Annotated in this window: 6 protein-coding genes; 2 read left to right on the top strand and 4 right to left on the bottom strand. The window is 63.0% G+C overall.

What is annotated here, in order from left to right; all coding sequences use genetic code 11:
- Nucleotides 1–17: 17 nt before the first annotated feature.
- The 4 genes from AO692_RS14835 to AO692_RS14850 all read right to left on the bottom strand — a co-directional run bounded on the left by AO692_RS14835 (nucleotide 18) and on the right by AO692_RS14850 (nucleotide 4,095).
- Complete coding sequence (locus AO692_RS14835) at nucleotides 18–1,115, bottom strand: nickel/cobalt transporter (protein ID WP_054310835.1); 1,098 nt, start codon at nucleotides 1,113–1,115, stop codon at nucleotides 18–20.
- Between the two features lie 4 nt (nucleotides 1,116–1,119).
- Complete coding sequence (locus tag AO692_RS14840; RefSeq protein ID WP_244483369.1) at nucleotides 1,120–1,743, bottom strand: DUF1007 family protein; 624 nt, start codon at nucleotides 1,741–1,743, stop codon at nucleotides 1,120–1,122.
- A 254-nt stretch (nucleotides 1,744–1,997) separates the two neighbouring features.
- Complete coding sequence (locus AO692_RS14845) at nucleotides 1,998–2,897, bottom strand: LysR family transcriptional regulator (protein ID WP_054310822.1); 900 nt, start codon at nucleotides 2,895–2,897, stop codon at nucleotides 1,998–2,000.
- A gap of 4 nt (nucleotides 2,898–2,901) precedes the next feature.
- Nucleotides 2,902–4,095: an amidase gene (locus tag AO692_RS14850; protein ID WP_054310823.1), complete on the bottom strand. Its 1,194-nt coding sequence runs from the start codon at nucleotides 4,093–4,095 to the stop codon at nucleotides 2,902–2,904.
- Nucleotides 4,096–4,631: 536 nt separating this feature from the next.
- On the opposite strand from AO692_RS14850, the gene odc2 reads away from it, so the two are divergent.
- Nucleotides 4,632–5,765, top strand: coding sequence for an ornithine/lysine decarboxylase (gene odc2 / locus AO692_RS14855; protein ID WP_054310824.1), 1,134 nt, complete (start codon nucleotides 4,632–4,634; stop codon nucleotides 5,763–5,765).
- A gap of 99 nt (nucleotides 5,766–5,864) precedes the next feature.
- Nucleotides 5,865–6,440: an N-acetyltransferase gene (locus tag AO692_RS14860; RefSeq protein WP_054310825.1), complete on the top strand. Its 576-nt coding sequence runs from the start codon at nucleotides 5,865–5,867 to the stop codon at nucleotides 6,438–6,440.
- Nucleotides 6,441–6,451 lie beyond the last annotated feature (11 nt).

Genomic DNA, 6,451 nt, shown 5'->3' on the forward strand with positions numbered 1-6,451 from the left:
CTCGTCGGGAGGAATGATCAGGCACCGAGGCTGGCGGTCAACAGGATCAGCCCGAACAGGAAGACCAGCGCTGCACCGCCGATTTCGATGGCCGAATGGACCTGATTGCCGAGGCGGCCGTCGCCCGCAAGCGCCACTGCCCAATCCTTTGCCGTGACCGCCAGCGTTGCCAGGATGGAAACGGTGATCGCGGTGCCGACCGCCATTGCCAGCACTGACAGGATGCCGCCGGCCCACAGCCCGTTGAGGAAGGCGAAGGACAACACGATCAGCGCGCCGGAGCATGGGCGGATGCCGACGGCAGCGACGGCCGTCCAGGCCGTGCGCCAATCGAAGCGATCGCCGGAAAGCAGGGTCGGGTCCGGCGCGTGCGAATGGCCGCAGGTTTCACAGACTTCACCGTGACCGTGATGGTGATCGTGGTGATCATGCGCATGATGTTCGTGGGCATGATGATTGTGATGATCGTGCGCGGCATGGTCATGAGTGTGGGCGGAATGGGCATGGCCACCATGTGGGTGGCCGGCATGTGCGGCCGAGAGGCTGTAGGCCGGTGCCACTCCAAGCAGACGCATCAGCGATGGACCGAGCTTGCGCCACAGCAGCCAGGCGCCAAAAGCCGTTACAAAGGCGTAGGAAGCAATCTCCAGGAACCAGGCCGTGTCGGTCATGGAGATGGAGGTGCCGCGCAGCACGAAATAAGCGAGCAGCATCACCACGATCGCTGTCAAAGCCTGCAGGAAAGCGGAGATGAACGAGAGCAGGATGCCACGCCGCAGCGCCACCTCATTGGCCAGCATGTAGGAAGAAATCACCGCCTTGCCATGACCGGGGCCGGCGGCGTGGAAGATGCCGTAGAGAAACGACAGGCCGATCAGCAGCCACAGCTTCGAGCCATCCTGCCGCATCTCTTTGATGGCGCCGGCAAGGGCATGGTAAAAACGCTGCTGATGCAGGTTGACCCAGTTCAGGAAGCCCGCGAACAGGCCGGTGGTCGGCGTCATGGCATCATTGGTGCCGATGCCGAGCGAACTCTGCGCATGAGCATGGCCGGCCGCGGTGATGAAGGCGACGCCGAGCAGGCAGAAGATCAGGCGGGTCGTCGTCCTGTCCATCAAATCACCCTTCCGTGCGGCAGTTCAGCTCGAGCTTGGTGGCGAATATCTTGCTCATGTCCGTGCCTGTCGGGTCGTTGAAGAAGGCCTCGGTGAGCGTTTTCTGGTTCTGGGCGATCGCCGTATCGGGATCGGGCCGCACCACCGCGCGTGCACACGAGGCCGGCAGATCCTTCACCGACAGGTTGGCGTCGTCGGTGAAATCGATGGCAGTGTAGAAAGTCGGGTCATAGACACCGAGATCGATCTTGCCCTTCAGCTTGATCGGCTCCTGGGGCTGGTCCTCGAAAAGCACGATCAGCTGATTGTTGTCGAAGGAGGCGACGATTTCGGGCGGCGCCTTCATCTTGATGTCCTTGCCGTCGAGCGTGACCATCTGGAAATAATTGTATTCGGCAAGCGATGCCTTGATGGTGTTCGCCACTTCCTTCAGTTCGGCATCGTCCAGCTTCAGGTCGGAGTTCTTGTCGAACTCCATCAGCACGGTGGAGGAAAACAGCTCGTCGAAGCGCCATAGGTGGCGCAGTGCGGCGATGGACTGGTGGTCGGGAGAAAGCACGACGTCCAGGCGAGCTTCGGCAAAGACGTGCGGATGGACAAGCGCCGGCGTCGTGCCGGCGAGAAGCACGCCCAGAGCAATTCCAGCAAAAGTGCATAGCGGTTTTGCGTCCGGAATTGCGAAAGAACCAAGAGCTGGAGTGTTTCCGCGTTTCCGAAAAAACCGGAAACGCTCTGAAGTTGCGGCCATGGTGGCTGTCGATGCCCGAACGTGCATGGCCGGTGGCGATTCCCCAGTGTTGATGCGGCCTGAGGGTTAGCAGAAACCGGGCGAAAATGGGACCGAGCTACGAAAATGTTATCACATTTCCGGCGCGCAGGTCTTCACGACGTTTCGTGTGTCTTGAACCACTGCACCATGAAGTCGACGAAGACGCGCACTTTGGCGGGCAGATAGCGGCGGTGCGGATAGACGGCGAAGATGCCGCCGTTGAAGTCGATGCGGTCTTCCAGCAACGACACCAGCCGGCCGCTCTTGATTTCGGGTGCGGCGATAAAATCGGGCAGCAGTGCAAAACCAAGTCCGTCCAGCGCGGCCATGCGGGTGGTGATCGGGCTGTTGACCATCATCGGGCCGCTGATCGGAATGCTGGTGATGTCGCCATCATCGTCGCGGAACGGCCAGTTCGACGCCCAGCGGCCATTTGTGTCGACCACACAGGGCATATGCGCCAGGTCCTGCGGGCGGGTCGGTTTGCCGTATTTGGCGATCAGTTCGTGCGAACCGCACAGCTTGAGCGAGAAGGGGGCCAGCTTGCGGGCGATCAGCGAGGAGTTTTCCAGCCGGGTGATGCGGATGGCCAGATCGAAACCTTCCTCGACCAGATCGACGAAACGGTCGTCGAGATGCACTTCCAGCGAAACGTCCGGATATTGCTTGGCGAAGTCGATCATGGATTGACCAACCGCCGCATCGGCCATGGTGCGCGGCGCGGTCAGCTTGATCCTGCCACGCACGTCGCCGGAACTGTCACGCACCGCATCGGACAGGCTGTCGATCTCGCGCACGATCTCGGAAGCGCGACGATAGTAAGTGTGACCTGCTTCCGTCAGCGAGAACTGGCGCGTGGTACGGTTGAGCAGCAGCGCACCGAGTTCGTCTTCCAGCTCGCGCACATATTTGGAAAGCAGCGCCTTGGAGCGGCCGATCTTGCGCCCGGCTGCCGAAAAGCCTTCCGCCTCGACCACGTCGATAAAGGCGCGCATCCGGGTGAGGGTGTCCATGGCGTCAGGCCTTTCCGGTCGTTTCGAGAATGCGCCGCCCAAGTCGGATCAAGGCAAGGTCGCTGCCGGCCGGGCCGAGCAGGGAAATGCCGAAGGGCGCGCCATCGACCATGCCCAGCGGCAAGGTCAGTTGCGGGAAGCCGGAGAGGCCGGACAGGCAGAGCAGATGCAGGGCGCGCTCGCGATAGGTCTGGGTTTCCTCGAAGCTCGAGGCGGCGAGCGGCGCCGCGCCCGGCACCGTCGGCAAAACGAGAATGCCGTCATCGCCGAGGCGGTCGGCCAATTCAGTACGGAATGCATTTCGATGCGCGGTTTCTTTCTTTACCGTCGCAGCGTCGATGCTGGCTCCGAAGGCAAAACGTTCCTTTACCCCGGGACCGAGACGTCGATCTTTTTCGGATATCCAGGCACCGTGCGAGTCCCAGGCTTCATGCGCCTGCAGCTTGCGGAAACACCAGTAGAGTTCATCGAGACCGTGGGTGAGGGCAGGGGCGTCCTGTGGCTTGCCCAGAACAGGCGCGATTGCCCCGATCATGCGGCGATACTCCTCTGCCTCGGCTTTACCGAGCAGGAGGACATCGAGGGTCGAGAGACGAAATGCGCGTGAGGGGAGCGCTGCATTGCTTGCTCCGAACAGCAGTTGCGCCACCTTCTCGTAGATATGGATATCCCTGGCGAACCAGCCGAAGGTGTCGAAGCTTGGGGCCAGCGGCATGGTGCCTTGCAAGGAGATCGCGCCGTGCGTGGTGCGCAGGCCGACCAGGCCGCAGAAGCTGGCCGGAGCGCGGATCGACCCGCCGGTGTCGGAGCCCGTGGCGATGTCGGCGAGCCCGCCCGCAACCGCTGCGGCCGAACCGGATGAGGAACCGCCGGTGACGCGGTCCGGTGCCGCTGGGTTCACGGGATGCGGAAGGTGGGCGTTCTGTCCCATCAGCGAGAAGGCGAGTTCATCGGTCTGCGTCTTGCCGACGAATCGCGCACCGGCGTCGAGCAGCCTCTGCACCGTTGGCGCCGTCGAAGGCGCCGGTTGGCCGGTTTCCGCCCTGTCCGGATTGCCGCAGCCGGTGACATAACCGGCAACGTCGAAAATATCCTTAACCGCCAGCGTCAGTCCGGCCAACGGTCCGGATTGTGCATGGGAAACAGGGGCTTGGCTGAGATCGAGGAAGGCGTTGAAGCGGTCGTTCTGCTGGGGCATCGTTCAATATCTGGATACGGTGCGTCCACAGTCGTTCGACAGCGGATTTTTTTCAAGCCGGGGTTCGATTTTAATTGATTGTGAAAGCATGCGCGCCTATATCGCGCTTGCCCAAAGTCGCACGTGCCTGTGGGCGTCCCCCGACCCTCGAATGGCGAGGATATCGGGACGGTACCCGGGAAGTAACGAGCCCGGTCGGTTCAGCGGCCAACCGCCGATCCGAGGACGTCTTGAAGCAACGACGGTGCGGGCCTTTCTGGTGTTTTCCGGTTGTCCATAGACCGGGGTTACTGAAGAGGCACACCCTCATTGCCGGCAGTGCGGTTGGGAACTCCCATCCAAGCCAAGGCAGACAAAGCGGATCGTAGCCGGGCAAGGCTAGGTCCATCGCCGCGAGACGGCTTTCAATGGCTCCGGGGTCTCCACCGGCTGGTGCTATTGGATTTTCGTCCCGCCTTTGTTTGACCGCGTGTTCGCGAGGCCGAAGCCCGCGTTACGCACCTTTGCACGTGCCGCGAGGCGCGATGGAGAGTCCTATGGCTACGCAACGTGTTCTCGACTTCCTCGCCACCCGACGTCCGGAAGGCCCTTGCCTTGTCGTCGACCTCGACGTCGTGCGCGACAATTTCCGCGCCTTCGAGAAGGCGCTGCCCGATTCCAAGATCTATTACGCGGTGAAAGCAAACCCGGCGCCGGAAATCCTGCGCCTGCTTGCTGCGATGGGTTCGTCCTTCGACACCGCGTCGGTTGCCGAGGTCGAGATGGCGCTGGACGCGGGTGCAACCGCGGACCGCATCTCCTTCGGCAACACCATCAAGAAGGAGCGCGATATCGCCCGGGCCTATGCGCTCGGTATCCGTCTCTACGCCGTCGACAGCGTCGAAGAGGTAGAGAAGGTTTCGCGCGCCGCTCCAGGCGCTCGCGTGTTCTGCCGCGTGCTGACCGACGGCGAAGGCGCCGAATGGCCGCTGTCGCGCAAATTCGGCTGCGTGCCGGCGATGGCCGTCGACGTCCTGCGCCATGCCAGGAAGCTCGGCCTCGATGCCTATGGCGTGTCGTTCCACGTCGGTTCGCAGCAGACCGACCTGACAGCTTGGGACCGTGCCTTGGCCGACGCCAAGCGCGTGTTCGCGACACTGGCCGAGGAAGGCATCGTGCTCAAGATGGTCAACATGGGCGGCGGTTTCCCGACCCGCTACCTGAAGGACGTGCCGGCGGCGCAGGCCTACGGCCAGGCGATCTTCGGTTCGCTGCGCAAGCACTTCGGCAACGACATCCCTGAAACCATCATCGAGCCGGGCCGCGGCATGGTGGGCAATGCTGGCGTCATCAAGTCGGAAGTCGTTCTGATCTCGAAGAAGGCGGACAACGACAATGTGCGCTGGGTCTATCTCGACATCGGCAAGTTCGGCGGTCTCGCCGAGACGATGGACGAGGCGATCCGCTACCCGATCGTGACCGCGCGTGACGAGGACGAAAAGGCACTCTGCGTGCTCGCCGGCCCGACCTGCGATTCTGCCGATGTGATGTACGAGAAGGCGCCGTACCCGCTACCGCTCTCGCTCACCATCGGCGACGAAGTGCTGATCGAGGGCACCGGCGCCTACACGACCACCTATTCGGCGGTCGCGTTCAACGGCTTCGAGCCCCTCCGATCCTACGTGATCTGACGGGCGAGAGCGCGTCAGATCACCCCGCTCGCCGGTGCACCTCGCACCGGCGGTGGGTTCGCTTGTGGAACAGACCTCCGCTTGTGAAGGATCGCGGAAATGGACATTGCCAAAACCCTGCCGGCAGCCTTGCCTGCCATCATCATCACCGCCGAAACCGGTGCCGATATCGCGGCGCGTGAGGCGCTGCTCGACCGTGCCATGGGTGTGGGACGCAAGCGCAAATCGTCGGAAAAGCTGCGTCGCGGCCGCCGCCCGTCCGAGGGGCTGGCGTTTGTTGCGCGCAACGAAGGCGGTGTTGTCGTCGGAACGGTGCGGTTGTGGGACGTGCGGCTGGGCGACCACGGTGGAGCCGCGCTGCTGCTAGGCCCGCTCGCTGTCGATCCGACGGTCAAGAGCGCAGGCATCGGTTCGGCGCTGATGCATCATGCCGTCGCTGAAGCGGCTCGCCTTGGCCACAGGGCGATCCTGTTGGTCGGCGATGCGCCTTATTATGCGCGTTTCGGCTTTTCGGCCGAGAAGACCGGCCGGTTGGCGATGCCTGGCCCCTATGAGCGCGATCGCCTCCTGGCGCTGGAACTGGCGCCAGGTGTGTTGGACGGCGCCCGGGGCACGTTGAAGGCTTCGGGGCGCAAGGCAGGCGAGCGCGCGGCGATGCGGGTCGCGGCGGCCTGAAACGGCGGGGG

Origin of the sequence: Mesorhizobium sp. 1M-11 (assembly GCF_001303895.1) — a bacterium.
Lineage (GTDB): Bacteria > Pseudomonadota > Alphaproteobacteria > Rhizobiales > Rhizobiaceae > Mesorhizobium.

Excerpts from the sequence above, each read along its gene's own strand:
- AO692_RS14835 (WP_054310835.1), bottom strand. The coding sequence starts at position 1,115 with ATGGACAGGACGACGACCCGCCTGATCTTCTGCCTGCTCGGCGTCGCC.
- AO692_RS14845 (WP_054310822.1), bottom strand. The coding sequence starts at position 2,897 with ATGGACACCCTCACCCGGATGCGCGCCTTTATCGACGTGGTCGAGGCG.
- AO692_RS14850 (WP_054310823.1), bottom strand. The coding sequence starts at position 4,095 with ATGCCCCAGCAGAACGACCGCTTCAACGCCTTCCTCGATCTCAGCCAA.
- odc2 (WP_054310824.1), top strand. The coding sequence starts at position 4,632 with ATGGCTACGCAACGTGTTCTCGACTTCCTCGCCACCCGACGTCCGGAA.
- AO692_RS14860 (WP_054310825.1), top strand. The coding sequence starts at position 5,865 with ATGGACATTGCCAAAACCCTGCCGGCAGCCTTGCCTGCCATCATCATC.